The organism is Sinorhizobium sp. (assembly GCF_059070375.1).
The window spans coordinates 321754-346857 of the sequence record NZ_JCACWC010000002.1; the positions used below are offsets into that span (position 1 = coordinate 321754).

Here is a 25104-nt window from a genome sequence, read left to right on the forward strand (position 1 = left end):
CCGTCATGGATTTCTCGTTTCTCGACCAGCTCTGGCTTGCCCGGATACCGCTCCTCAAAGGGCTCGGCGTCTCCGTCTCGATATCGCTTCTCTCGATCGTCGTCGGCACCGTGCTGGGTGTCTTCGTCGGTCTGGCGCTCGTCTACGGGTTTCGTCCCTTCAAATGGGTCGTGCGCGGTTACACCGATTTCATCCGCGGCACGCCGGTGCTCGTCCTGGTGCTCGCAAGCTACTACGTCCTGAGCACGATCGGCATCGATCTCGGACCGTTCCAGGCCGGTGTTCTGGCCCTTGCCGTCTTCTGCAGCTCGCATGTCGGCGAACTGGTGCGTGGCGCGCTGCAGTCGATCCCAAAGGGACAGACCGAAGCCGCCAAGGCGATCGGTTTGACCTTTGCGCAAACCTTCGCCTATGTGCTTGCCCCGCAGGCTTTGCGGCAGGCACTTCCTGCCTGGGTCAACACAGCGGCCGAGATGGTCAAGGCATCGACGCTGCTTTCCATCATCGGCGTAAGCGAGTTGCTGCTGCGGACGCAGGAAGTGATTTCCCGCACCTTCATGAGCCTCGAATTCTATTTCTTCGCAGGCTTTCTCTACTTCGTCATCAATTACGGCATCGAGCGCTTTGGCCGTTACGTCGAGCGCAAGACCGCCGTTCCATCGTGAGGCTCGCAATCCCATGACCAACCTTCTCGAAATCCGCGATCTTCACAAACGCTACGGCACGGTCGAGGTGCTGAAGGGCGTCGATTGCTCGATGCGCCAGGGGGAGGTGATCAGCATCATCGGCTCCAGCGGCTCGGGCAAGACGACGATGCTTCGCTGCATCAACATGCTGGAGGAGTTTCAGGGCGGCACGATCGCCATCGACGGCCAGGAGATCGGCTACGAGACGGCAGGAGGCGCCCGCCGGCGCAAGCCCGAGCGGGAGATCGCCCGTCAGCGCGCACTGACCGGCATGGCCTTCCAGCAGTTCAACCTGTTTCCGCATATGACCGCCGCGGCCAATGTCATGCTCGGGCTTGTCAAAGTGAAAAAGATGAGCCGCGACGAGGCGAGGGTGCTTGCCGAGAAATGGCTCGACCGGGTCGGCCTGCTCTCGCGCAAGGATCATTATCCGGGGCAGCTTTCCGGCGGCCAGCAGCAACGCGTGGCGATCGCCCGTGCCATCGCCATGAATCCGAAGCTCATGCTCTTCGACGAGGTCACTTCGGCGCTCGATCCGGAGCTCGTCAACGAGGTGCTGCAGGTCATCAAGGGTCTCGCCGAGGATGGGATGAGCATGCTGATCGTCACTCACGAGATGCGCTTTGCCTACGAGGTCTCGTCCCGGGTGATCTTCATGAACGAGGGGCGCATCGGCGAGGAGGGGGATCCGCGCGAGATGTTCCTGAAACCAAGGACCGAACGCCTGGCGGAGTTTTTGAAGACCTCGACGTTCAACTGAGCAAGCAATGAATTTGATGAAGAAGTGGAGTGAAGCGTGACGATCAAGCGTTATGGAACGGGCGAAACCGGTGCGGGCAAGCAGCCCCTGCCATTTGCACGCGCCGTGGAGGCGAACGGGTGGCTCTATGTTTCCGGTCAGGTCGCCATGGAGGCGGGCGAGATCGTCGGCGGCGGAATCGTCGCCGAAAGCCGCAAGGCGATCGAGAACATGATCGCAATCCTGGACGAAGCCGGCTATGGGCTCGAAGATGTTGTGCGTGTCGGCGTCTGGCTCGACGACCCCCGTGACTTCTGGACCTTCAACGGCGTCTATGCGGAGTATTTCGGCGCCAACCCGCCGGCCCGCGCCTGCGTTCAGTCGCGCATGATGGTCGACTGCAAGGTCGAAGTTGACTGCGTCGCCTACAAGGCTAATTGAGGTCAATTCTGAAGGACCGGAATAGAAGCGGCAAGGAGGGCGCGGTGGCCGAGGCGGAAGACACGATAAATCGCAGGGCTAGGGGTCTCGACCGGGCTTTCGAAATCCTCGATTTCCTGCGTCTGCAGCGTCAGCCCTTGCGCCCCAACGAGATCGCGCAAGGGATTGGCGCGCCGCGTTCGTCGGTCTATGAGCTCGTCAACCTGCTCGTCCGCCAGGGGATCATCGAATATCGCGGCGATGACGGCCGCGTCTTTCTCGGGCGCAAGCTCTATTTCCTCGGCGCGGCCTATGCCGAACAGTTCGACCTGATGCGCGAAAGCGAGCATCTTCTGGGGCGGATCGCCGAGGAGACGCGCGAGACGGCGCAGATGTGCCAGCTCGAAGGCGACAAATATGCCGTCGTTCTGATGAACGAGGGGAGCCGCCCGTTCCGAATCTCCACCAATATCGGCGAACCGGTCGCCATTCCGTGGACCGCATCCGGCCGTCTCCTGGTGGATCACATGAGCGACGAGGAAATCCTGGCCTTCATACCGCAGGAGGATTTCGTCCTGCCGGATGGCACGCGCCTCGAGCCCTCCGAATTCATCGCTCAAGTCCGCAAAGCCAAGAAGGAAGGCTATTTCACCTTCAACAGCATCGTCGACAGCTTCACCCATTGCTTCGCCGTCCCGGTCTACGACGCGGAAGCGGTCTGCATCGCGACGCTCTGCCTCGTCGCACCGAAAGAGGACGGTCTACGCAATCGCGAGGCCTATCTCCGCGTGCTGATCGACGGAGCTGGCGAGCTCTCCGAGAAGCTTGGCTATCGCCGCGACCGGGAGGCTTCTGCACGAGCGGCTGCCGGACGGTGACAGCCGCCTCCGCATCTGGTGGTGGTAGATCGCCCTTCTCTCTATTCCATTCTGAGCGAACGGCCGCTTTCCGGATCGAACAGATGCAGAGCCGTCTCGTCGAAGGTGAAGGCATGAGCCGATCCCATTCCGACTGCCGTGCGCGGCGGCAGGCAGGCGGTGATGCGCTGTCTGCCGACTGTGGCCGTGGTCACGAGTTCCGGCCCTGTGAGTTCCACAACCTCGACATGCGCGGTCAATCGCCGAGCCGCTGACCCGGCTGCGAGCCGCAATGCCTCCGGACGAATGCCGACCTTCACGCGCCGTCCTGCCGAGGCGGCCCCGTTAAAGGCTGCCGGCAGGGAAAGCACCTCCTCGCAGCCGTCGAGCTTCAGGCCGCTTGCGGTCACCTCGGCGTCTAGAATGTTCATCGGCGGCGAGCCGACGAAGCCGGCGACATAGAGTGTTGCGGGGCGGTCGTAGACCTCTTCCGGCGTGGCGAGCTGCTCGATGCGGCCGTCGCGCATCACGGCAATGCGGGTTGCGAGCGTCATCGCCTCGATCTGGTCGTGGGTCACATAGACGACCGTCGTCTTCAGCATCTGGTGCAGGCGTTTGAGTTCGGTGCGCATCTCCATCCGGAGCTTCGCGTCGAGGTTCGACAGCGGCTCGTCGAAGAGGAACACCTCGGGGTTGCGCACCAGGGCCCGGCCGATCGCGACGCGCTGGCGCTGGCCGCCGGAAAGCTGGCCCGGCTTCCGGTCGAGCAGGTTCTCGATCTGCAGCAGCCTTGCGGTGTCGCGCACCGCCTTGTCGCGCTCGGCCGGCGGCACGCGGCGCATTTCGAGGCCGAAACCGATGTTTCGGGCGACGCTCAGGTTCGGATAGAGAGCATAGGACTGAAACACCATCGCGATGTCGCGATCCTTGGGATGGACTCCGAGGACCGAACGCTCGCCGATCAGGATGTCGCCGTCGCTCGGTTCGGCAAGCCCGGCAATGATGTTGAGCAGCGTGGACTTGCCGCAGCCGGAGGAACCGAGCAGCACGAGGAACTCGCCGCTTTCGAGCGCGATGTCGATGCCCTTCAGCGTTTCCACTTCGCCGTAGCGCTTGTGGATGTTGCGGATTTCGAGAGCGCTCATCGCATGGATTCCTCGAGAAAGGCAGAAAGGGGCTTGCCGTAGCGGCGCGGAAGGGTGGAGATCGCTTCCGAGGCGATCGCAACCCCGGTCTTGAGGCAGGCTTCGAGCGGCATGTCGGCGGCGAGTGCCGCCAGGAAGCCCGCATTGAAGACGTCGCCGGCGCCGATCGTATCGACGACCTGAACCTGCGGCGCCGGAACGGAAAAAATTCCGCCGTCCCGATCGATGGCGAGCGCTCCATTGGGCCCGCGCTTGACGACGACGATGGCGTCCGCAGGCATTTCGCCCTTCAGGCTCAGCGCGGCTTCCGCCGGGTCGGACAGACCCGTAAGCGTGGTCGTCTCCACCTCGTTGAAGAGGGCGCAATGACAGCGTTTCAGCCAGCCGAGCGTCTTGAGCCGGTTGGTCTCCGTCCAGCCCTCGAGCGGCCACCCGGTGTCGAGGCCCACTGCGATGTCGTGGGCGTCCGCCCAGTCGAAAAGCGCGTCGTAGGCAAGGGTGAGCGCGTCCGTCAGGAAGGAACCGGAAAGCAGCGCATAGCCGCCTCGAAGTCGGTTGCCGTCTAGCATCGAGTGCACTTGCGGGAAGCTGAACAGCGGCAGATGGCCGCGCGTCGTGAAGAAGGTGCGTTCGCCATCCGGGTGGGTGATGCCCACCGAAAGCGTCGTGCCGACCGCTTCCACCGGCCAGTCGTGCGAGCGCTTCCCGAACGCCTCCTTCAGCCAGGTGCCGAACTGATCGTTGCCGACATTGGCCGCAATCACATAATCCACGCCGAGCGAATCCCAGGCAAGAGCGTTGTTGCCGGCGCAGCCGCCGACGCGCAGTTCGTCATGATCGACGATGACCTCGGTGCCGGGCTTCGGCCAGGGTTCGGCCGGGCCGAGTATCAGATCGATGTTGACGTTGCCGATGGCTGCAAGCGGACGCATCGTCATTCGCTCCGGGTGACCTTGGTGGATCGCACCGGCGTCCCGGCGTTTTCGACGTGGGCGTCGGCAAAGGCGATCATCAGGGATTGCGCGACCGGAAGCATGGCGAGGATCGCGGCCATGCCGGCCGCCGGCTTGAAGGGGATTGTCGTGGCACCCGCGGCCGGAGGCTCGCCCGATGCGTCGAAGACGATAACCGGCGAGCCGGCTTCGGCTGCCGAGGTTGCCATGGCTCCGACGAGCTTGGCGGTCGGATCGGCGGCGCGGAAGAGGACGACGCCGACAGGAGGCCCCAGCATTTCCATCGGTCCGTGGCGCAACTGCCCGCCTTCGAGCGAAAAACAGGGCAGACGTGAGAGTTCCGTAAGCCCAAGGGCGATCGCTTCGGCGAGACCCTGCAGTTTGCGGCCGGAGGTGACGATCGCGCCGACATCGGCGAGCATCGCGAGCGCGCCGTCGATTGCCGGCGCCTCGGGATCCGTAAGGGCGTGAAGTGCGTCGGCCGGGTCGGCGCCGAGGGCGGCGAGGACCGCCAGGTGCAGCGCAAAGGTCACCGTCAGGCTGCGCGTGGCCGCAAAGGCCCGCTCCGTCCCGCCTGATCCGACGAGCGAAGGCACGGCCTTGGCCAGGAAGGCGTCCTCTTCGAGCGTCAGCCCGAATGTCTCGCTTGTGCCCCCGTCCGTTTCGCGGAACCAGCGCAGCACTTCCGCGCTTTCGCCCGATTGCGAAGTGACGAGAACGGTCTTGCCTTCGATCGATAGCGGCTCGCCGAGCTGTTCGGAAAGCGGGACGGCGACCGCCTCGATGCCAAGGGCGCGATAGAGCGGTTCGACGGCGCGGCCGACGGCATGCGAACCGCCCATGCCGAGAAGCAGGAGTCGGCCCGTCGCTTTCAGCGATGCGGCGATCCGCTGCGCTGTGGCCGTCGCTCCCTCGTAGGAAGCGATCGCGTCGGCATGCTGGCGCGCCATCTCCCGGTCGATTGCAATGAGCCCTGCCGGGCGGTCCTTCGATATGCTCATGGTCATCCCTTGACGCCGCCGCTGGTGAGCCCGGAAATCAGGGCTCTTTGCATGATAAGGCCGATCAACACCGGAGGCAGGGCGGCAAGGACCCCGGCGGTTGCGATCAGCCCGTAATCCGAAACACGGCCGCCGGCGAGGTCGGCGATGGCGACCGTGAGGGTCTTGGCGCGCTGGTCGGAAGTGAAGAGCAGCGCGTAGAAGAATTCGTCCCAGGCGAGCAGGAAGGCGAAGAGCGCAGAGGTCGCCATGACAGGGGCGGCAAGCGGCAGCGTCAGGAGCCTCAGGATCTGGTCCAGCCGCGCGCCGTCGATCATCGCCGCGCTCTCGATCTCCCGCGGTATGGAATCGAAGCCCGATTTCAGGAGCCAGGTCGTGAAAGGGGCGAGAATTGTGAGGTAGACGAGCGCCAGGCCGAAGACGGAATTGAGCAGGCCGAAATAGGCAAGACCCATATAGAGTGGCACGGCAAGGGCGACAGGCGGCAGCATATAGGTGGCGATTACGGCATAGAGCGACCAGGCGACGGCCGGCGTGCGCGACACGGCCCAGGCGGCCGGAACGGCAACGGCCACAGCGGCGAGCGTCGCCATTCCAGCGACCTTGAGGCTGTTCAGGAGCGAGGCGATGAAGGCCGCACCGGCACTGTTTTCGACAGCCGACAACAGCGTGCGGTACCGCGAGAGGTCGATGTCGCTCGGCCACCAGGCCAGCGGCTTGGCACTGAGGTCCGCGGCAGGCGAAATGCTCATGATCAACAGCCAGGCGACCGGCGCGAGGATGACCACGGCCAGAAGCAGGGCACTCGCATGAATGAAGAGGGAAAAGAGGGGGCTTTGGCGTTCCATCACGAAGCTCCGGCGGCCTTTCGGAGGAGCGCCGCATAGGCGGCGGCAAGAATTGTCACGAGCAGGGTGACGATGAGTGCAAGCGACGCGCCGGAGCCGGCGCGTTGGAAGGAAAACGCTTCCTGATAGACGAGGATCGAGAGCGTGCGCGTGCTGTTTGCCGGTCCGCCGCGCGTCATCACCCAGATGATGTCGAAGACCTTGAAGGCCTCGATGGTTCGCAGCACCAGCGCCACCAGCAGCGGGCCGGCGAGATAGGGCATGATGACGAAGCGGAAACGGTTGAACGGACCGGCCCCATCGACGAGCGATGCAGCGGTGATGTCGCGCGGCACGGCCTGGAGCGCGGCGAGTGCGATCAGCGCCACCAGCGGAAAGTTCTTCCAGCAATCCGCGACGATCAGCGCGGCGAGCGCCGTTCCCGGCTCGCCGAGCCAGGAGCGATAGCTGTCGAGGAGGCCGAGCTGCGTCAGCGCGGCATTGAGCGCGCCATACTCCGGATTGTAAATGAGCCGCCAGAGGGTCGCGTTGACCACCGTCGGCAGTGCCCACGGCAGGATCATCAATGCACGAAGCGCCGTTCGCCCGCGGAATTGCTGGTTGAGAAGGAGCGCGGCAAGGACGCCGAGCACCATTTCTGCGGCAACCGAAATGACTGCGAACCAGGTCGTGGTGACGAGTGCCCGCTGAAAGTTCGATCCGGTCAGCATTTTGATGTAGTTCGCCGGTCCTATGAAACCGCCCTCGGTGCCGACGAGCTTCGCATCTGTGAAGGAGAGCCGAACGGTGTCGACGAGCGGCCAGCCGATGACGGCGGTCATCACCACGAGGAGCGGCAACATCAGAAGCCAAGCGCGGGTCGAAATCCAGGTGCCGGTCATGAATTGAAACCTCTTCTTCGGTAGCTACCGGCAATACGCAATCAGGACCCTCATTCCTGTGCCTGTCACAGGAAACCAGCCAGCCCAGGTTCCTGGGCTGAAAGCTCCTTCAGCGCCGCAGACGCGGCGCCGAAGGATCGCTGTGACAAGCACAGGAATGACGAGGAAACGCCGTCGCCGCACCGACCGCGCGCTGGGGCGCCGGCCCGGACGGCGAACGCGTCCGCGACCGATCGAGCCGTCATCAGAGACCGCTGTTCTCGGCGGCACTCTTCAGGGCATCTTCCGCAGAAGACTGGCCGAGCAGTGCTTCCTGGATCGCCTGCTGCAGGGCGGTCGAAAGCTCCTGATATTTTGGCGTCGTCGGGCGCGGATACATGGCGGCAAGTCCGCGCTTGGCGGCAGCGATCAGTTCCTCCTGGCCCTTCGTCACTTCGGGGTCCTCATAGGAAGAGGCCCAGATCGGAAGGCTCAGCTTGGCATAGTCGTTCTGCGTCTCCTGCGAGGTCATATGGACGATGTATTTCCAGGCTTCTTCGGGGTGCTTGCTGGTCGCGGTGATGCCGAGCCCCATGGAGCCGTTGACCGCCGAAACCTCGCTCTTGCCGGCAGCGCCCGGGGCCGGAACGACGCCCACCTTGCCGGCCACCTTGCTCTCTTTGGGATCGTTGGCGAGATTGTACATGTAGGTCCAGTTGAGCGCGAAGGCGGCTTCGCCGTTCTGGAAGACCTTCCGTACATCCTCCTCGAGGAATTCCTTCGAGTTCGGGTTGGTGAGCCCCGACGTGTAGCTCGTTACCATGTAGTTCAGCGCATCGAGCCCGCCGCCGGTGGTGAAGGCCGGCTTGCCGCCGTCGAGGAATTTGCCGCCATAGGCGCTGACCAGCGTCGTGTAGTCGCAGATCGCCGCTTCCGCCTGAGACCAGCTCCAGGCGATCGGGCTTTCGAGCAACCCCTTGTCCTTGATCGCCTTGGCTTGCTCGGCAAGTTCCTCCCAGGTCTTCGGCGGTTCCTTGATACCGGCTTTGTCAAGGATTTCCTTGTTGTAGAAGAGATACTTCGTGTCGAGGATCCACGGCATTCCGTAGCGTTTGCCGTCATATTCCACGGTCGTCCATGCTCCCGGCAGGACGCCTTTGTTCATCTCGTCCGTGACGCGGTCCGTAACGTCGAGGAGGACGTTGTTGGTCGCGTATTCGGCAGGCCAGATCACGTCGAAGAGGACGACGTCATAGCCGCCGCCGGAACCCTGGGCGAGCACCGTCTTGTCGTGCAGTCCCTCATAGGGAACGAATTCGAGATTGACCTTGATGTCCGGGTTGGCCTTGGCGAAAGCCTCCGTCATGGCGCGGACATCGGCCTCGCTATAAGCGGCCTGTGCCATGAACAGCGCGTTCAGCGTCGTCTCGGCCTGGGCATGGCCGGTGAAGCCAGCCCCGATGAGGGTCGCGCCGATCAAAGCGTTGCGGGTGGATTTCAACATTGTCGCCTCCAGTAGCTGACCGTTGCAGTCTTCGCTGCGCGCCTGCCGCGCGCCGAACAGGAATTCCGCCGCTTCTCCGCGGCCGCCATCGACAAATCAAACCGGAGCGTTCGCGGGCATTTCGGGCCGCTTTCGTTCCCCGAGGTTCTTCGACCTCTTAATAAGTCAATTGTCTTGACTTATTTCTTGTTCAATAGTCCAGATGTGTCAAGAGGATTTGTTCATGAACGAGATCCGCCCGATCCGGGCGAAGAGCGGCACCAATCAGGAAGGCGCGAGCGCACACAACCGCCGCGTCATGATTGACGCTCTGCGGCTGAACGGGCACTTGTCGCGGGCCGACCTGGCGCGTGCGACCGCACTCACCAAGCAGGCCGTTTCCAACATCATCGAGGAGCTCGAGAACGACGGGCTCGTGGCGTCGCTTGCCGCGGTGCGCAAGGGGCGGGGGCAGCCATCGACGCCCTATCGGCTGGTGCCGGAGGGCGCTTTTGCCATCGGTCTTCAGATCGACCGCCACGTGACGCGCACGGTCGCCGTGGACCTGGTCGGCACAGTCCTCGCCCGCAACGAGGTAATCCTGCCAGCCGGCGGTCCTGAGACGGGTGTCGGGGCCATACTGACGTTGATCGACGAAACACGGCAGGAACTTTCGGCCATCGCACCGCAATCCAGGGACCGTCTCGTTGGTCTGGGTGTTGCTATGCCCGGCCCGTTCGGCGTCGACGCCGAGGCCGACGATCCCTGGATGATGGCTGCCTGGCAAAGCTTTCCCTTGCTTGAAAGGCTCTCGGCGGGGACCGGTCTCGACGTGCGCCTCCAGAACGACGCGGCGGCGGCCGCGACCGCGGAAAAGATGGTCGGCGCTGCCCATGGAGTGGACCACGCCCTCTGCGTCTATCTCGGTTACGGGCTTGGAGCGGGGCTGATCCTCAATGGCGAACTCTATCGCGGCTCGCATGGCAATGCCGGCGAGATCGGCATGATTCTGAGCAGGCCGCGTGGCGGCGCCGACGACGGGAGGGCACCGCTGGAGCATCGCATATCGATCGCCTCGCTGTGCAAGATTCTCGAGATCGATCCCGCCGATGGCGATCTCTACGGTCGCATCGACGCCATTGCTTGTTCGAAGGATCGTCGCGTAGCTGCCTGGATCGCAGACGCGGCGTTCGAATTGCGGGCGACGATCCAGTTGCTCGAAACGGTTTTCGATCCGCAGACGATCATTCTGTGCGGCGGCATGCCGTCCGGGCTCGCCCGCCTTCTCATGGACGCTCTCCACCCGCTGCTGCCATCGATCGCCGAGCGGAGGCAACGCAGCGCGCCGCGGCTGCAACTGGGTTTCACGGACCCGTGGGCGGTTGCGATCGGTGCCGCGGCCGAGCCGATCAGTCGGACCTTCGATCCGCGGTTCTCGGCGATCCTGAAGACGCGGGCCGTGGGGTTGCCCTGAGCGCTGCCGGGGCGCCGAATCGCTCGCGGAAATAAGGATTGTTATTCTTACTTGAAATATTGCCGATATAGCGCTTAAATGCGCACCAGTCGGCGGGATCACATTTAACTGCTGCACGATTATTTGATTGCGTCTGCAACATTTCGCAGGCGGCTACTTTTTTATTTGCATGCCATTTTTATTATTTAAAATCAGAGGGATTGCGATATGTCTCTTCCCCATCTTCGGCGGCTCGAAGCCGAAGCGATCCATGTCATTCGAGAAGTTGTTGCAACATTCTCAAACCCGGTCGCGCTTTACTCGATCGGCAAGGACTCCTCGGTATTGCTGCACCTGGCGATGAAGGCGTTCTACCCCGCCAAGCCGCCATTTCCATTCCTGCATGTAGATACCAAATGGAAGTTCCGGGAAATGATCGAGTTTCGCGACCGGATGGCGCGAGAGCTCGGCTTCGATCTCCTCGTTCACGTCAATCAGGACGGGATAGATCAGGGCATAGGCCCTTTTACCCACGGCTCCAACGTGCACACCCATGTCATGAAGACGATGGGGCTCCGGCAGGCGCTCGAGAAATACGGTTTCGACGCGGCGCTCGCGGGCGCGCGGCGCGACGAAGAGAAGTCGCGGGCCAAGGAACGCATCTTCTCGATCCGCAGCGCACAGCACGGCTGGGATCCCCAGCGCCAGCGGCCCGAGATGTGGAAGACCTACAATACGCGGGTCGGGCAAGGCGAGACGATGCGGGTTTTCCCGCTCTCCAACTGGACCGAATTCGATATCTGGCAGTACATCCTGCGCGAAGAAATTCCGATCGTGCCGCTTTATTTCGCGGCCAGGCGCCCGGTTGTCAAACGAGACGGCATGCTGATCATGGTCGACGACGACCGCATGCCCATCCAGCCCGAAGAGGAGGTTACCCGACAGCTGGTGCGTTTCCGCACGCTTGGCTGCTATCCGCTGACCGGGGCGGTCGAGTCCGACGCCGTCACTGTTCCCGAGATATTGCGGGAAATGCTGACGGTGCGCACGTCCGAACGGCAGAGCCGACTGATCGACACGGATGAAGTCGGGGCGATGGAGAAAAAGAAGCGGGAGGGCTACTTCTGATGTCGTATGTTCAATCCATACCGCCGCATGACATTGAAGCGCATCTGGCCGAGCACGACAACAAGTCGATCCTCAGATTCATCACTTGCGGTTCGGTCGACGACGGCAAATCGACCCTGATCGGGCGGCTGCTTTACGATGCGAAGCTGGTCTTCGAGGACCAGCTCGCGAACCTCGGGCGCGTCGGCTCTCCCGGCGCCGCCAACGGCAAGGAAATCGATCTCGCCTTGCTTCTCGACGGGCTTGAGGCCGAGCGCGAGCAGGGCATCACCATCGACGTGGCCTATCGCTATTTTGCCACGTCCAAACGCAAGTTCATCGTCGCCGATACGCCCGGCCACGAGGAATATACGCGCAACATGGTGACCGGAGCTTCGACGGCGGATCTCGCCATCATCCTCATCGACAGCCGGCAGGGCATTCTCCAGCAGACCCGGCGCCATTCCTATATCGCTTCGCTGCTCGGCATCCGCCATGTCGTGCTGGCCGTCAACAAGATCGATCTCGTCGATTTTCAACAGCAGGTGTACGAGGAAATCGTCGCGGACTACATGGCTTTCGCCAAAGAGCTCGGTTTTGCCAGCATACGGCCGATCCCGATCTCGGCGCGCGACGGCGACAACGTCATCTCGGCTTCGGCCAATACGCCCTGGTACAGAGGGGCGGCGCTGCTCGAATATCTGGAAACGGTAGAACTCGAGCCAACGGACCAGGCAAAGCCTTTCCGCTTCCCGGTTCAAATGGTCATGCGGCCGAACGCGGATTTTCGCGGCTATGCCGGGCAGATCTCCTGCGGGAGGATTTCCGTGGGCGATCCGGTCGTCGTCGCGAAGACGGGGCAGCGCACATCGGTCAAGGCGATCGTGACCTACGACGGGGAGCTTGCGACGGCAGGGGAAGGCGAAGCGGTGACGCTGGTTCTCTCTGACGAGGTGGATGCGTCCCGCGGCAATATGCTCGTCGCCCCCGGTGCCCGGCCCTTCGTGGCGGACCAGTTCCAGGCGCATGTGATCTGGTTCGATGCGAACCCGATGATGCCGGGACGAAGCTACATCCTGCGCACGGAGACCGACAGCGTCAGCGCGACGGTCACCACGCTCAAGCACCAGGTCAACATCAACAGCTTCATCCGTGAGGCGGCGAAGTCGCTGCAGATGAATGAAGTCGGTGTCTGCAACATCTCGACACAGGCTCCGATCGCCTTCGACGCTTACAAGGACAACCGGGCGACGGGCAATTTCATCATCGTCGACCGGGTGACGAATGCCACGGTCGGTGCTGGGTTGATCGATTTTCCGCTCCGGCGCGCAGACAACGTCCACTGGCATGCGCTCGAGGTGAACAAGAGCGCGCGCAGCGCCATGAAAAATCAGCTCCCTGCCGTTCTCTGGTTCACCGGGCTTTCCGGCTCCGGAAAATCGACCATCGCGAACGAGCTCGACAGGATCCTCCACGCCCAGGGCAAGCACACCTACCTGCTCGACGGCGACAATGTACGTCACGGCCTCAACCGAGACCTCGGCTTTACCGAGGAGGACCGGGTAGAGAACATCCGCCGCGTGGCGGAGGTGGCCAAGCTCATGGCCGATGCCGGTCTGATCGTTCTCGTCTCCTTCATCTCGCCGTTCCGCGACGAACGGCGCATGGCGCGGGAATTGATGGAGGAGGGCGAGTTCATCGAGATCTTCGTCGACACGCCGCTCGACGAGTGTGCGCGCCGCGATCCGAAGGGGCTCTACGAGAAGGCCCTCGCCGGCCAGATCGCGAACTTCACTGGCGTATCCTCGCCCTATGAGGCCCCGGAAAATCCGGAACTCCATATACGCACCGTCGGCCACGAACCGACCGACCTGGCGCTCGCGATCGAGGAATTCCTTGACCGCAGGATGGAGGAGAAATGACGCCCCTTTGCGAAATGCTGGAGCGCATGGCGCTCGATGCGGGTGCGGCAATTCTCGACGTCTACGACGCCGGTCCCCAAGTCTGCTACAAGGACGATCAATCGCCCGTCACCGAGGCCGACGAGCGGGCCGAAGCGATCATTCTCGAGAGACTTGCGGCGGCGTTTCCGCACATCCCCGTGGTTGCCGAGGAGTCTGTTTCCTCGGGCCGCGTCCCGGATATTAGCGGCGGCACGTTCTTTCTCGTCGATCCGCTCGACGGCACGAAGGAATTCATCAATCGCCGCAACGACTTCACCGTCAATATTGCCCTCATCGAGGGCAATGTGCCGGTTGCCGGCATCGTCTATGCACCCGCGCAGCGCTGTGCCTATGTCGCCGATGGCGGCAGGGCGGAAAAGCTTCTGCTCGATCCCGCATGGGCACTCGAGCACCGGCAGCCGATCCGCGTGCGGATGCGGGGTGCGGAACTGACGGCGGTCGCCAGCCGCTCGCACAACAGTTCCGAGACCGAGGCCTTCCTCACCGGCCATGGCGTGATGAATTACGCTTCCGTGGGATCGTCGCTGAAATTCTGCCTGCTGGCGGAAGGCAAGGCGGACGTCTATCCGCGGTTCGGCCGCACGATGGAGTGGGATACGGCCGCCGGCGACGCGGTGCTGAAAGCTGCCGGCGGATCGGTCGTTCGCTTGGACGGCTCGCGCCTCCTGTACGGCAAGACGGTGCAGGAGGAGGACAGCGCCTTCGCAAACCCGCACTTCATCGCCTGGGCGGATATGTCCTTGCTACACCTGTCCGGTGCCGAGGGTCTTTCGCCGGCTTACGCGCTGTTGTGAACAGCGAGATGTCCGCCGTAGCGTTGTCAAAGGGACGAGTGACGCATGAATGGACAGGACAAGATCTGTGCTGGCAGCCCTGCGTTCTGCCGGTATCGGGATCTCAGCCGAGAGCAACTGAACGTGGAGTTCCAGGTCCATACGAGTTGGACCGACGGGCAGGCGACGGCGCTTGAAATCCTTCAAGCGGCCAATGAACGCGGTCTCGCCGCGCTGGCGTTCACCGAGCATGTGCGCGAGGACACGTCGTGGTTTCCGGAATTCAGGGACGAGATTCTCTCCGTTGCACGGGGTTTCGGCCATATGAGCGTCTATGTCGGCTGCGAGACGAAGGCCATGGCTGAAGACGGCAGGCTGGATGTATCGCAGGACGTGCTGGATCAATGCGATATCGTTCTCGGCGTCGTTCACCGGCTCCCGGACGGCCGCGGCGGCTATCTGGATTTCAAGCAGCTTTCCTATGAAGAGACGGCCGAGATCGAGTTCCGCCTGTCGATGGGAATGGTCAGGAACGCGCCCATCGACATCCTGGCCCATCCGGGCGGCATGAGCCTGAGGCGGCACGGGCGTTTTCCGGAAACCTATTTCAGGGACTTGATGAGAGCGACCCTCGAACGGCGGATCGCGATCGAGATCAACTCCTCCTACCTCGTCGACATGCCGGCGTTTCTGGCTCTGTGCGAGGACGTCAATCCATTCGTTTCGATCGGTTCCGATGCACACCGGTTGGACGAACTGGGCCATTGCAGAGATCAGTTAATCGAATTGGGAGCAGGGCGGTCATGAAGGTCTTTATCACAGGGGCAGGCGCCCTGCTCGGGCAAGGCATCATTCGCGCCCTGCGGCGCTCGACGTTGAACGCGAGGGTAATCGTGGGAGACCCAAGTCCGCTCTCGGCCGGGCTTTACTGGGGGGATGCCGCCTATCTCGTGCCGATGGCCAGGGACCCTTCCTATCTGGACCGGCTTGGCGAACTCCTGGGTGCCGAACGGCCCGACATCCTCATTCCGGGAACCGATGTGGAACTTCCGATCCTCGCGGCGAACAGGGAGGCGATCGAGAGAACCTACGGAACCAAAGTGATCATCAGTTCGCCGCGGGTGGTGTCGATTGCCAACGACAAATGGCTGACCTCCGAGTTCTTTCGCGAACGGGGCCTGGGATATGTTCCCTCCTGTCTGCCGGGCGACGAAGACACGCTGATCGAGGAATGCGGATTTCCGCTCGTCGTCAAGCCGAGAGTTGGCGCCCGTTCGATCGGCTTTAGTGTCGTGCGCAATCGGGAGCAACTGGCGCGCGCAATCGAGGAGCAGCCAGGCATCGTGATCCAGAAACATGTCGGCTCCGAAACGAGCGAGTACACCGCCGGGACGCTGACTTTCGACGGGAAATGCCGTGCGACGATCGTCATGCGCAGGGACCTTCGGGACGGCAACACCTACAGGGCATTTGCCGAGCCTTTCCCGGCGCTGAACAAGGCCATGGCAGAAGCTGCCGATGCCCTCGGCGCCTATGGCCCGGCGAATTTCCAGTTTCGTTTGGACGACGGTGTTCCCCGCATCTTCGAGATCAATGCGCGGTTCTCCGGAACGACGGCGGTCAGGATTCATGCGGGCTTCAACGAGGTGGAAATGTGCATCCGCCATCTCCTCTTCGACGAGCCGATCGAGCAGCCGCAGATCACGCCGGTGACGATATTGCGGCACTGGTCTGAAACCGTAGTGAGACCCGGCGATCTGGTCACTGCTTCTTCTGCGAAGCTCGACGAAACGGTGTAGGGGAAATGCGGCTGGCAGTTACCGGCGCGACCGGGTTCATCGGTGCCAGGTTGATCGATCGAGCCCTATCCAGGGGCTACGAGGTCACCGCACTTGCGCGCGATCCGGAGCGGGTGGCAGCCGGAATGGGCTCGGGCCTCCGGATCGAGAGATGGTCGGTTGGCGATCCCCTCCCGCCGCTCGGTCGAACCGATGCGGTCCTTCATCTTGCCGCCTACATTCCCGCCGATCTCAGCGATGCGCGTCAGGCCGCCAGATGTTTCGAGATCAACACGACCGGAACCATCCAGGTCGGCATGCAAGCGGCATCGCAAGGCGTGAAGCGATTTGTTCTGTTCGGATCGGCGCAGGTCTATGCTCCTGGCGCGGGCCTCGCTTCGGAAGCGAGCCCGGCCTTTCCCGTGCACCGCGCGAGCTATTATCTGGCGAGCAAGCTCGCCGCCGAAATCTGCCTGCTCGCCCTCGGCAAATCCAATGCCATGCCGGTGACGGTGCTCCGCCTCGCATCGGTTTACGGTCCCGGCATGCATGACACCGGCATGGTGCCTGTCTTCGTGCGGACGCTCGGAAACGGGCGCTCCCTGGTCATTCAGGACGGGGGCCAGTACAGCGTCGACCTCGTTTATGTCGACGACGTCGTGACGTTGGCGCTCGAGGCTGCGGAGAGAGCCGAAGGCGGCGTCTTCAATGCGGGGAGCGGGCGTGCTTCTACTTCACTGGAGGCCGCCCAGATCGTCGCCGATGCCGTCGGAGCAGAACGGCAGCTCATTGCCGTCGAGGGCGGCAGCACCGATGCGGCGCCGCGCGGCTTCAGGGCCCTCAATGTTTCCAAGGCCGCAAACGAACTGAACTATGCGCCGCTCTCCTTCCGTGAGGGGATCGAAGCATGGAAATCGATGACCGGCCTGACGGATTTCAGGACGGGAGCGTGAACGCTTAGAGGCTTCGAACAGGCAATTGGTTGAAGCGCTGCGCCGCGTGTCCATACGCGCGGCGCAGCTCCGACCCTTCCTTCACCGATCAGGCGAAAAGGAAATCGCTGCTCGAAAAGTTCGCGGCGCTAAGGGTGCCGTTGGGATCGTCCAGCAGAATGGAGAAGGCTTTGCCGGAGGAGTCGTAGCCTTTTACCAGCACGTCGCCTCCGGTGCCATCATAGGCGTAGACGGTGCCTGCAGCGCCTGAGCTGGAGTATTGCTTGATCCCGAGCTTCTCTATCACGAGGAAATCGACACCATCCTGGAAATCCATGACGGTATCCTGGCCGCTGAGCGCTGGGGCGCCTTTGAAGACGAAACGATCGGCGTCGGCTCCGCCCCATAGAATATCGGTTCCCGCCTCGCCAACGAGGACGTCCTGGCCGGCGTCGCCGCGCAGGGTATCGTTGCCGTCGCCGCCGAAAATGCGGTCGTAGTTGTTGCCGCCGCTCAAGGAATCGTTGCCGGTTTCGCCGTACAGCATGTCGTCGCCGTCATCCCCGAAGACCCGATCGTCGCCGGCGCCGACGAAGATCTTGTCATTGCCGCTGCCCCCGTGGGCCTCGTCGATGCCGCCCTCGGAGTCCAGCACGTCATGACCGTCGCCGCCGTCGAGATAGTTGTTCCCGTCTCCGCCATCGACGATGTCATTGCCGATGCCGCCATAGACCCAATCGTTGCCGGATTGGCCCTTGAGAGCGTCGTTGCCCTCTTCGCCATATATCCTGTCGTGGCCGGCGCCGCCGGCAACGGCCTGCTGCGTGACCTGTCCGGTCGCGGGATTTACCCGATTGTTGAAGCCGTCGTCTCCCGAACCAGCATAGATGATGTCATCGCCATCGCCTGCGTCGATATAATCTTCTCCTGCGCCGCCGAAAATCTTGTCGTGGCCCCGGCCGCCCAGGATTTGGTCATGGCCGTCGCCGCCATCGAGGATGTCGCTGCCATCGCCGCCATCTAAGATGTCGTTCCCCAATCCGCCCTTTAGCGTGTCGTGGCCAAGGCCGCCGTCGATCCGGTCGTTACCCACGCCGCCTTCGGCATAGTCGTCGCCGGGTCCGCCGACGATGAAGTCGTTGCCATCGCCGCCAAAAAGCTTGTCATTGCCCTCGACGCCATCGAGATAATCGTCGCCCGCGTAGCCCCAAAGCTCATCGTCGCTCAGAGCGCCGCGGATCGTGTCGGAAAGATTGGTTCCCTTCAGAATCATTTTAATTTCCTTTAGCTTTGGGCCGGAGGGCGGGTAAATTGAGAATAGGTCGCAAAGTGATACTTATCCTATAGTCTCTTGCCGCCATCAGGAATTATTTACGCTTCCAATAAAAATATATTAATACTATTTTTCCTAGAAATCATCAATTACTTTCAACTGCACAGAAAGATTTGATGAAATTCTCTTGTATGAACCTCACTGGAAAAACGATGTTGGGCCATAATTAAACGGGATAGTCATATGTATTTTCTTGTATTCAAGCCGCCAGAAAATCTGAATATTTTGCGGTCACCGCAGCAATCGCATACTCACTTTCGATGCGTTCGCGCGCCGCGCGCGCATAACGCGCATACTCCGCCTCCGGCAGGTCGAGAAAGGCACGCATCGCACCGGCAAGCGCTTGCGGGTCGCGCGCCGGTACTGCGATACCGGCCTTTCCGGCGATCGCGGCCGCGTCACCGACATCCGTCGTGACGATGGGCTTGCCGAAGCTCATCGCCTCCGCGATGACGTTCGGGAAGCCTTCGGTCCGCGAGGAGAGGACCAAAAGATCGATGCTTTGATAGAATGCAGGCATGTCGCCGATCTCCCCCCGGAGATCGACGGCGTGGGCCGGAAGACCGGCTTGTGCCATCAGCTCGACGACGGCCGGGTTGTCGCGGACCAGGCCATTGCCGGCCGCGGAGAAGACTGCCTGCGGGTGGGTCTTCACCACCTGAGCGGCCGCCTTGAAGAAGGTTCCGTGATCTTTCTGCGGGTGGAAGCGACCCACTATACCGATCCGCCGGGCCGTTCGCGGTTCGGGAGCCGCGACTTGCGGAAGGTCGAAGCCGTTGGGAATGACGATCGCGTTCCGATTTGCGTAGCCGTAGGCGCGATGCAGTTCGAGCGCGCGGGCGCTGTTGTAGATGATGCCGCTCGGCCGGTGCGACAACAGTTTCGCGGCCGCAATCGCGACGCGGGAACTGCGCGTAAGGGAAGCGGGATCGTCCAGCGACTGGCGCACGTTCCAGAAGACCGGCGCTCCATGCCGAGCCATGCCTGCCGCCAGGGTGCCGGCGACCATCGCGTGGTACATCCAGCAGAGGATCACGTCGGGCTGCTCCTTCCGGATCAGCCGGGCAAGCCGCAGGATCGCGCCCGGAAGCGCCGCGAGCGAAGCGGCGCCTAGCGAGACATAAGCGACCCTCGGATTGTCGGCGAGGCGACGGTTGCGCTCGGAAACGCCGATGAGAGAAACCACGACGATGCGCTCGTCCGTCGCTCCGTGCAGCAGCCGTGCCAGCATCGTTTCGGCTCCGGCACTCGCGGTGAAATTGGTGATGACATGCATTATCATCGCGGTGCCCCATGTCTGTCGCGGCGACGTTCTACATGGCTGATCTGCAGCACCATGAAATCCCTCAGTCGGCCAGGTGCATGCCGGCAAACAGCATCCTGTTGATCATGTGGACGTCAAACTTGGATTCCGCGAGCTCTCGCGACCGCTTTCCCATTTTCTCCGCCAGGTCCGGGTCCCGCGCAAAAGCGGCCATGGCGTCGGCGAGCGCTGCGACGTCGCGCGCCTTTACGACCATCCCGTTGGTTCCCGGCTGCACGGTGTCTCGGCAGCCCGGCAGATCCGTCGTGATTACCGGGCGTCCCGTCGCCAGGGCCTCGAGAATGCTCCGCGGAATTCCTTCACGGTAATAGGAAGGCAGGACGAAAACGTTGGACGCCGCGAGATAGGGCCGCACGTCCACTGTCGTGCCGAGGTAGTCGAGTATTCCCTCGCGTACCCAGCCATCGATTTCCTCGCGCGAAATCGCCGTCGGGTTGCTGTCGAAATGGCCGAGCAGCTGAAATCTGGCATGCGGGAAAGAACGGCGCACGATCCGTGCGGCTTCGACATATTCGACGACGCCCTTGTCGCGCAGCAGCCGGGCGACCATCAGGAAAGTTGGCCCGCCCCGAGGCGGCTTCGAGAATTCGAAATGGTCGAGATCGACGCCCGATCCGGAGATCATCGTCGGCGAGAGGCCGCCCTGCAACATTCGGTAGCGGCGAATGTCGTCGTCGTCCGCGTCGTTGTAAACGAAGACGACGCGGGCACCCCGCAGCGCCGAACGGTATAGCCGGACACACAGGTGTCGTATTGCCCGCGCCTTGAGCGAAGCACCGGCGGCTTCCGAGAATATATGGCCGAGCCCCGTGACGAGGAAGCAGCGCTCCTTTATCCCGAGCGTCCTGGCCGCGATCCCGGCGTAGATGATCGGCTTCATGGTATAGGGAAGGACGATGTCGGGCTGCAGGCGGGCGAAGTGGCGCCGCAGCGTCCAGAAGGTCCGCAGGTCCTCCAGCGGGTTGAGCCCGGTGCGCGCCATGGGGATCTGGATGAAGCGCACGCCGATGCGTGCAAGCTCCTGCTCGACCCGGGGGTCGTGTTCGGGTGCGAAGGCTATGACATCGTGCCCGGCGGCGACCAATCGCTTCAGCAGCTCGAGCCGAAAGATTACGAGAGAGGCTGTCAGGCTGGCGACGACGGCAACAACGCGCTTCTGCCGCAACGGGCGCGCCACTCCGTCGTGTTTTGCCGAACGGTCCGTAAAGTTCTCGGCTTCGGTTCGAGAAACCTTTTCAACAAGATCCACTGCTCGTCTCCCGGGATCGGCTCCACCGTCGAGCGGTGGTATTCAACGTTCAACTTCCAACTGCGTCGGCCGTACACGCGTGCCGCGCGGGGTGCGCCGACTGGTCTGCTGCAAGATCGGCGCGCGACACGGCTTCCGATCGGCGGACTTTCGCAGGCGGCCGCAATGCCGTCCCGATGTATCCGCACCGATCGTGTACGCCGTCGTCACCTTCCGGGCAGGCGGACCTCCGCGCCGTAGCCGCGTGGTGATTTCGCTGCCTTGGCCCTGATCCGGCTCTTCGGCCGCAACGGCGTGCGTGTGCTCGCCGCCGCCGTTTTTAAATCCGCCTCGTGCTCATATCGCGGCAGCAATTCGCGCATGACCGCCACGACGCTGGCCTCGTTGCCACGTTCCGAATAGCGCTGCAGGCGCGCGAACGCGTCCCTCAGCGTCGGCAGCGGAATGGGTTCAGGCACCGCTCCAAGGACGCCCGGCACCGGCGAGCTTATGCGCTTGTCGGTCTCGTCGAAAAGCTCCTCGAAGAGCTTTTCACCCGGCCGGCAGCCGATGATCTTGATTTCGATCTCCTGGTCCGGCGTGAAGCCGGCAAGCCGGATCATCCGGCGGGCGATATCGATGATCTTGATCGGCTCGCCCATGTCCAGCACGAAGATTTCGCCCTGGCCCAGCTGCTTTTCAAAGCCATAGGCGGAAGCCTGCAGGGTGAGTTCAACCGCTTCGCGGATCGTCATGAAGAACCGCGTCATATTCGCATCGGTCACGGTCAGCGGGCCGCCCCGGGCCAATTGACGCTTGAAGAGCGGGATCAGCGAACCGCTGGAACCCAGCACGTTGCCGAAGCGGACCGTCATGAAGCGCGGGCCGAGACCCGTTTCGATGCCGTTCAGGTCGAGCGCCTGGCAGTAGAGTTCGGCAAGACGCTTCGTCGCGCCCATGACGCTCGTCGAATTGACGACCTTGTCGGTCGACACCTGGACCATCGCGAGCGTGCCATATTTCTTGGCGGCGTTGGCGACATTCATGGTGCCGACGACATTGGTGAGCACGCCCTCGCAAGGATTCATCTGCACCATGGGCACGTGTTTCAGAGCCGCGGCATGAAAGACGAGTTCAGGCCGGTGCCGCTCGAATATCTCCTCGACCCGCTGGCTGCGGCGGACGCTGCAAAGGTAGCTCCACCGCGGCACTTGGGGGAAGCTTTCCGTGAGCGTCATGTCGATTGCGTAGAGATTGTATTCCGTGTTGTCGATCAGGACGATCTCCGCCGGATCGCAGGCGGCGACCTGGGTCGTCAACTCGCTGCCGATCGAGCCGCCGGCCCCGGTGATGAGTATCCGGCGCCCGCGAACGAGGCGACCGATCGCCTCCCGGTCGAGCGCTGCCTGCGGCCGCTCCAGGAGGTCGGTCAGTTCGATCGAGCGCAGCTCGTAGGGGTTGTCGCCCTTGGCCCGCTTCAGCTCCGTCATCTGCGACAGGCGCGAGACGGCGATGCCCAGCCTTTCGGCGGATCGCAGCAGGCCGTCGGAGGCCTCCTCTCCAAAGGCCGCAGGGGCCTCGGTGAAGACGATATGACGGGGTTGCTTGCCCTGTTGCTGCAACTCCGCAACCACCCCTTCGAAGTCCTGGATACGGCCGGCGATCGGCACGCCGCGCAGGCTCATGCCGATCTGATCCTCGCTTCTGTCGAGGCATGCGACGGGCGTATAAGTCGCGTTGGGATCGCGTGCGAGAGCGCGAAGATAAAGGTCGGCGGCATCGCTCGCACCGATAAGCAGCAGCGGAATTCGGTTGTCGTCCTGCGCGTCCTTGCTGCGCCCGGGCCGCCTCAGCGCGAGTTCCTCGGCGCGGAAGCTCAACCTTGCTGCTGCCAGGAAGGCGATGAGCAGGAGAGACTGCATCGGAACGACGGTGCGCGGGATGTCGGTGAGCCTGGTGGAGAAAAACAGCAGCGTGACGAGCAGCAGGGAGGTCAGCAACACCGCCCGCAAAATGATGAAGAGGTCGGAAATGGAGCCATATTTCCAGTTACGGCTGTAAAGGCCCGAGAGGGGGAAAACGAGTGCGCATATAGCGAGGTATTGCGCACCGGACCAGAACAGCACCGAGGCGGTCTCCGGTCGTGCGGAAAGCTCTCCGACGCCGTAGCGCAGCAATAATGCCATCGCGAGCGCGACGCCGACCGATGCCAGGTCGGTGAGATAGAGGGCAGGATATTTTTGAACGCTGCGGACCGCTCCCCTTATCCGCCTGAAGCCGATATCGAGGGCGGCTCCGCAGATCGCCCAGAATATTCTGGCCGGTGCTCTGCTGCCCCCCTCTCTTCCCAAAATAGTCGGTAACGTCAGGAAATGATTACGAACTGCCTTCGCGGCGGCGTGTATACGCTGCATGACGGCCCCTTCCAATACTTATAAGCCCTACAGCTCCGCCGAACGACGAACGCACGACCCCCAAAGCTCTTATGGTGGCTAAGAACAGTGCGTCTGTTGTGTGTCTGTTCGACCAGCTCGAAAGGCTAGATAAAATGAATTCAACAAAAATAGGCGTTCGCGATCATTCCAACCGCAACGCAAAATTCCTTGGCATATTCGAATACCGTAATAAAAAAGCACGTCTTTAATGGGTTGTAAACAGTTTTCCAGTATTGGCCCAATTATAGTTTTCTACTGTTCTTATGTATTTTGCCCAGAAGCCTGGACCGGCTCCGACCCACCGAGCTTGCCGTGAACCGGGGGCCGCCTGTCCGAGATCCATTTCCATGCGTGCACCTCGATGCATTCCCCGTCGCCGCAAAGCACGATGAACCCTCGCTCCGTATGCGCCTGAATCTGCCCCCTCAGGCCGATATATTGCCTGGAGTTCTCGACCGGGGTTGCCGTATCGATGCGTATTTTCTGGCCTTTGTAGAATGTAAAGGCGCCCGGATAGGGATCTCCGACCGCGCGGATCAGCCGCAAGATGGATGCGGCCGGGTCATGCCAATCGATCCGGCCGTCCTCCGCGGTGCGCTTCGCGCAATAGCTTGCCTCCGCTTCGTTCTGCCCGATCCGGGCCGCGTTTCCCGCTTCCACCTGTGCCGCCGCCACGACGACCATCTCAGCCAGGTTTTCGGTGTGCCTTGTATAAAGACTGCGCGCTGTTTCGTCCGGGGCGACGGGAAATTGCCGCTGTAACAGGATCGGTCCCGAGTCGATGCCGTCGTCCAGCCAGAAAAGGGTCGAGCCCGTTCGTTCCTCACCCCGGAGGATGGTCCAAGGGATGACGCCGCGGCCCCGCAGACGCGGCAAGGCTGCCGGGTGAAAACCGACGGTGCCCGCGCGCGCCACATCCCTGAACGGGCGCCGGCAGACCTGCGACCAGCCGATAACGAGCGAGAGATCCGGGGCGGCCGCTGCAACGGCCTCCAGCGTCGCCTGGGAATTTATGTCTGTCGTGTAATGGATCGCGCTTCCGGCCGCCCGCCCGATCTCCCTGAGGTCCACAAAATCGGAATGGCGCCCCGCCGCTTCGGGCGGCAGCGTTATTACGAGCACCGGTGTGCGCTTTGCCCTTATCAGCGCTTCCAAAGCAATCTTGGAACTCTCGACGGCGCCGATGAATACGATTCGCATGGTCACACCATAAAGCTGAATGTGAAATCACTGACTGCCCTCGAGGGGGACTTCAAAGAAATGCAAGATCAATATCGCCCCATCGAACACAATTGCTACGGGGAAGTCCAGAGTCGTTCCGGGAAAAGCACTTTCGTCGTGAACCCGTGCATTTGCAACAGTTTGGGGAGTTTCGGTGTCGGCGAGGAGGCGTTCGATGCCGGCTGCCTGCAGCCCCTCGACGCAATCTTCTCGCCCGAGGTGCTTGCAGAATCGCAAGGAACTGTATCGGCCCCACCTTCGATAGGTACCGCTTTGCAGGCAAGCATTGGGCTTTGCCTCTCGATGCGGCGACGCAAGTCTCGGCAAATCGGCCGGATTTTGCTGAGTTGCTCCGCGCCCGTTACATGGGACGAAGCCGTCACCTTGTCTCGCAGCAGCAGCGGCGGCCTGGAAACTGCGATGTCTTGCGACATTCGCGTCGTTTCGGAACTCACAGTTTGCCGCGCCTGAGATCAAGCTCGGCTGGATAGGGGGCGGCGGCATGGCGGCACATCTGACGCATTCGATCAGGGCTTCGAATGCTGCTCTCATGCTTCTGACGGG

The 25104-nt window shown here is 62.3% G+C and carries 22 protein-coding genes; 11 read left to right on the top strand and 11 right to left on the bottom strand.

What is annotated here, in order from left to right:
* Nucleotides 1-5 precede the first annotated feature (5 nt).
* Genes AC5J09_RS06170 through AC5J09_RS06185 form a run of 4 tightly spaced genes read left to right on the top strand, consistent with a single transcriptional unit; the run spans nt 6 to nt 2723 of the window.
* The gene (locus tag AC5J09_RS06170; protein ID WP_324763840.1) at nt 6-665 is read left to right on the top strand and encodes an amino acid ABC transporter permease; all 660 of its coding nucleotides are present in this window, start codon (nt 6-8) and stop codon (nt 663-665) included.
* 13 nt (nt 666-678) lie between these two features.
* Nucleotides 679-1446, top strand: coding sequence for an amino acid ABC transporter ATP-binding protein (locus tag AC5J09_RS06175; RefSeq protein ID WP_324763839.1), 768 nt, complete (start codon nt 679-681; stop codon nt 1444-1446).
* Nucleotides 1447-1482: 36 nt separating this feature from the next.
* Nucleotides 1483-1866, top strand: coding sequence for a RidA family protein (locus AC5J09_RS06180; RefSeq protein WP_275598974.1), 384 nt, complete (start codon nt 1483-1485; stop codon nt 1864-1866).
* Nucleotides 1863-2723: an IclR family transcriptional regulator gene (locus AC5J09_RS06185; protein ID WP_324763838.1), complete on the top strand. Its 861-nt coding sequence runs from the start codon at nt 1863-1865 to the stop codon at nt 2721-2723. The genes AC5J09_RS06180 and AC5J09_RS06185 overlap by 4 nt, the downstream gene beginning before the upstream one ends.
* Nucleotides 2724-2764: 41 nt before the next feature.
* Here AC5J09_RS06185 and AC5J09_RS06190 read toward each other — a convergent pair whose 3' ends face one another.
* The 6 genes from AC5J09_RS06190 to AC5J09_RS06215 form a co-directional block, all read right to left on the bottom strand.
* Nucleotides 2765-3847, bottom strand: a complete 1083-nt coding sequence (locus AC5J09_RS06190; protein WP_324763837.1) for an ABC transporter ATP-binding protein — start codon at nt 3845-3847, stop codon at nt 2765-2767.
* Nucleotides 3844-4785: a PfkB family carbohydrate kinase gene (locus AC5J09_RS06195; protein ID WP_324763836.1), complete on the bottom strand. Its 942-nt coding sequence runs from the start codon at nt 4783-4785 to the stop codon at nt 3844-3846. Before AC5J09_RS06195 ends, AC5J09_RS06190 begins: the two co-directional genes overlap by 4 nt.
* Nucleotides 4782-5807, bottom strand: a complete 1026-nt coding sequence (locus tag AC5J09_RS06200; RefSeq protein WP_324763835.1) for an SIS domain-containing protein — start codon at nt 5805-5807, stop codon at nt 4782-4784. Before AC5J09_RS06200 ends, AC5J09_RS06195 begins: the two co-directional genes overlap by 4 nt.
* A complete protein-coding gene (locus AC5J09_RS06205) occupies nt 5804-6649 on the bottom strand; it encodes a carbohydrate ABC transporter permease (protein ID WP_324763834.1) in 846 nt (281 codons plus the stop codon). The genes AC5J09_RS06200 and AC5J09_RS06205 overlap by 4 nt, the downstream gene beginning before the upstream one ends.
* Nucleotides 6649-7530 carry a carbohydrate ABC transporter permease gene (locus AC5J09_RS06210; RefSeq protein WP_100670577.1) on the bottom strand — a complete coding sequence of 294 codons (882 nt, stop codon included), beginning with the start codon at nt 7528-7530 and terminating at the stop codon, nt 6649-6651. Before AC5J09_RS06210 ends, AC5J09_RS06205 begins: the two co-directional genes overlap by 1 nt.
* Nucleotides 7531-7774: 244 nt before the next feature.
* Nucleotides 7775-9013, bottom strand: coding sequence for an extracellular solute-binding protein (locus AC5J09_RS06215; RefSeq protein ID WP_018097137.1), 1239 nt, complete (start codon nt 9011-9013; stop codon nt 7775-7777).
* Nucleotides 9014-9236: 223 nt separating this feature from the next.
* Here AC5J09_RS06215 and AC5J09_RS06220 point away from each other — a divergent pair, with 223 nt between their 5' ends.
* From AC5J09_RS06220 to AC5J09_RS06250, 7 genes are all read left to right on the top strand, one after another.
* The gene (locus tag AC5J09_RS06220) at nt 9237-10466 is read left to right on the top strand and encodes an ROK family transcriptional regulator (protein ID WP_324763833.1); all 1230 of its coding nucleotides are present in this window, start codon (nt 9237-9239) and stop codon (nt 10464-10466) included.
* Between the two features lie 207 nt (nt 10467-10673).
* Complete coding sequence (gene cysD, locus AC5J09_RS06225; RefSeq protein WP_100670571.1) at nt 10674-11573, top strand: sulfate adenylyltransferase subunit CysD; 900 nt, start codon at nt 10674-10676, stop codon at nt 11571-11573.
* Nucleotides 11573-13474: a bifunctional sulfate adenylyltransferase/adenylyl-sulfate kinase NodQ gene (gene nodQ / locus AC5J09_RS06230; RefSeq protein ID WP_018097134.1), complete on the top strand. Its 1902-nt coding sequence runs from the start codon at nt 11573-11575 to the stop codon at nt 13472-13474. Before cysD ends, nodQ begins: the two co-directional genes overlap by 1 nt.
* Nucleotides 13471-14310 (top strand): 3'(2'),5'-bisphosphate nucleotidase CysQ, encoded by an 840-nt coding sequence (cysQ, locus tag AC5J09_RS06235; protein ID WP_324763832.1) that lies wholly within the window; start codon nt 13471-13473, stop codon nt 14308-14310. Before nodQ ends, cysQ begins: the two co-directional genes overlap by 4 nt.
* 45 nt (nt 14311-14355) lie before the next feature.
* The gene (locus AC5J09_RS06240) at nt 14356-15096 is read left to right on the top strand and encodes a PHP domain-containing protein (RefSeq protein WP_324763831.1); all 741 of its coding nucleotides are present in this window, start codon (nt 14356-14358) and stop codon (nt 15094-15096) included.
* A complete protein-coding gene (locus AC5J09_RS06245) occupies nt 15093-16088 on the top strand; it encodes an ATP-grasp domain-containing protein (protein ID WP_324763830.1) in 996 nt (331 codons plus the stop codon). Before AC5J09_RS06240 ends, AC5J09_RS06245 begins: the two co-directional genes overlap by 4 nt.
* A gap of 5 nt (nt 16089-16093) precedes the next feature.
* Nucleotides 16094-17020, top strand: coding sequence for an NAD-dependent epimerase/dehydratase family protein (locus tag AC5J09_RS06250; protein WP_324763829.1), 927 nt, complete (start codon nt 16094-16096; stop codon nt 17018-17020).
* An 88-nt stretch (nt 17021-17108) separates the two neighbouring features.
* On the opposite strand, the gene AC5J09_RS06255 is transcribed toward AC5J09_RS06250, so the two are convergent.
* The 5 genes from AC5J09_RS06255 to AC5J09_RS06275 form a co-directional block, all read right to left on the bottom strand.
* A complete protein-coding gene (locus AC5J09_RS06255) occupies nt 17109-18272 on the bottom strand; it encodes a calcium-binding protein (RefSeq protein WP_324763828.1) in 1164 nt (387 codons plus the stop codon).
* A 259-nt stretch (nt 18273-18531) separates the two neighbouring features.
* On the bottom strand, nt 18532-19614 hold the full coding sequence (locus tag AC5J09_RS06260; protein ID WP_324763827.1) for a glycosyltransferase family 4 protein: 1083 nt from the start codon (nt 19612-19614) through the stop codon (nt 18532-18534).
* Between the two features lie 64 nt (nt 19615-19678).
* The gene (locus AC5J09_RS06265; protein WP_324763826.1) at nt 19679-20905 is read right to left on the bottom strand and encodes a glycosyltransferase family 4 protein; all 1227 of its coding nucleotides are present in this window, start codon (nt 20903-20905) and stop codon (nt 19679-19681) included.
* Between the two features lie 206 nt (nt 20906-21111).
* Entirely contained in the window at nt 21112-23199 is a 2088-nt protein-coding gene (locus AC5J09_RS06270; protein ID WP_324764629.1) for a polysaccharide biosynthesis protein, read from the bottom strand.
* Nucleotides 23200-23580: 381 nt separating this feature from the next.
* Entirely contained in the window at nt 23581-24519 is a 939-nt protein-coding gene (locus AC5J09_RS06275; RefSeq protein WP_324763825.1) for a methionyl-tRNA formyltransferase, read from the bottom strand.
* Nucleotides 24520-25104 lie beyond the last annotated feature (585 nt).

Excerpts from the sequence above, each read along its gene's own strand:
- AC5J09_RS06170 (WP_324763840.1), top strand. The coding sequence starts at position 6 with ATGGATTTCTCGTTTCTCGACCAGCTCTGGCTTGCCCGGATACCGCTC.
- AC5J09_RS06175 (WP_324763839.1), top strand. The coding sequence starts at position 679 with ATGACCAACCTTCTCGAAATCCGCGATCTTCACAAACGCTACGGCACG.
- AC5J09_RS06190 (WP_324763837.1), bottom strand. The coding sequence starts at position 3,847 with ATGAGCGCTCTCGAAATCCGCAACATCCACAAGCGCTACGGCGAAGTG.
- AC5J09_RS06195 (WP_324763836.1), bottom strand. The coding sequence starts at position 4,785 with ATGACGATGCGTCCGCTTGCAGCCATCGGCAACGTCAACATCGATCTG.
- AC5J09_RS06200 (WP_324763835.1), bottom strand. The coding sequence starts at position 5,807 with ATGACCATGAGCATATCGAAGGACCGCCCGGCAGGGCTCATTGCAATC.
- AC5J09_RS06205 (WP_324763834.1), bottom strand. The coding sequence starts at position 6,649 with ATGGAACGCCAAAGCCCCCTCTTTTCCCTCTTCATTCATGCGAGTGCC.
- AC5J09_RS06210 (WP_100670577.1), bottom strand. The coding sequence starts at position 7,530 with ATGACCGGCACCTGGATTTCGACCCGCGCTTGGCTTCTGATGTTGCCG.
- AC5J09_RS06215 (WP_018097137.1), bottom strand. The coding sequence starts at position 9,013 with ATGTTGAAATCCACCCGCAACGCTTTGATCGGCGCGACCCTCATCGGG.
- AC5J09_RS06220 (WP_324763833.1), top strand. The coding sequence starts at position 9,237 with ATGAACGAGATCCGCCCGATCCGGGCGAAGAGCGGCACCAATCAGGAA.
- cysD (WP_100670571.1), top strand. The coding sequence starts at position 10,674 with ATGTCTCTTCCCCATCTTCGGCGGCTCGAAGCCGAAGCGATCCATGTC.
- nodQ (WP_018097134.1), top strand. The coding sequence starts at position 11,573 with ATGTCGTATGTTCAATCCATACCGCCGCATGACATTGAAGCGCATCTG.
- cysQ (WP_324763832.1), top strand. The coding sequence starts at position 13,471 with ATGACGCCCCTTTGCGAAATGCTGGAGCGCATGGCGCTCGATGCGGGT.
- AC5J09_RS06240 (WP_324763831.1), top strand. The coding sequence starts at position 14,356 with ATGAATGGACAGGACAAGATCTGTGCTGGCAGCCCTGCGTTCTGCCGG.
- AC5J09_RS06245 (WP_324763830.1), top strand. The coding sequence starts at position 15,093 with ATGAAGGTCTTTATCACAGGGGCAGGCGCCCTGCTCGGGCAAGGCATC.
- AC5J09_RS06250 (WP_324763829.1), top strand. The coding sequence starts at position 16,094 with ATGCGGCTGGCAGTTACCGGCGCGACCGGGTTCATCGGTGCCAGGTTG.
- AC5J09_RS06255 (WP_324763828.1), bottom strand. The coding sequence starts at position 18,272 with ATGATTCTGAAGGGAACCAATCTTTCCGACACGATCCGCGGCGCTCTG.
- AC5J09_RS06260 (WP_324763827.1), bottom strand. The coding sequence starts at position 19,614 with ATGATAATGCATGTCATCACCAATTTCACCGCGAGTGCCGGAGCCGAA.
- AC5J09_RS06275 (WP_324763825.1), bottom strand. The coding sequence starts at position 24,519 with ATGCGAATCGTATTCATCGGCGCCGTCGAGAGTTCCAAGATTGCTTTG.